Below are 474 nucleotides of genomic sequence, written 5' to 3' on the forward strand. Positions count from 1 at the left end.
AACCCCGCGTTGCAGGCGGCGCGGCGGGCTTCTCCGGCTGAGATCTCGTGCCCGGTTTCACACGTCGCGGGGCGGGACGTGCGGTCGGGTGTCAGTAGGTCCTGGCCGCACTCGGGATCCTCCACGCTGTCCAGCGCCGCGGTCAGGTCCTCCTCCCGCATCGTCACCAACAGCGTTGCCCCGTTTGAGCCGGTGAGTTCGTCGGTGGGCAGGTGTTCGAGGACCTGGGTGAACGCCAACCCGCGCTCCTTGGCCCAGTCCCGAGGTGACTTCGGCTCGACACCCGCCGCGACGTCCGACTCGGCGGCCTCGCAGCAGTTGGCCGGCTCCGCGGACTCACCCTCGCTGACCTCAGCCACCTCCGCGCCCTCACCCATCTCGGCGCCCTCAGCCACCTCGGCAACCTCGGTGCCCTTGCGTTCGCGGGCGTCACGGTTCGACAACGTGCGCGGCGAGGTCATCTGCTGCAGCAGT

General features: G+C 70.0%; 1 pseudogene. It reads right to left on the reverse strand.

Annotation, left to right across the window (positions count from 1 at the left end):
• Nucleotides 1-461 (reverse strand): annotated as a pseudogene (locus KD1_RS12635) (hypothetical protein); the annotation flags it as partial.
• Nucleotides 462-474: the final 13 nt, after the last annotated feature.

The sequence above is a fragment of the Kribbia dieselivorans NBRC 106261 genome (assembly GCF_001552435.1).
Lineage (GTDB): Bacteria > Actinomycetota > Actinomycetes > Actinomycetales > Dermatophilaceae > Kribbia > Kribbia dieselivorans.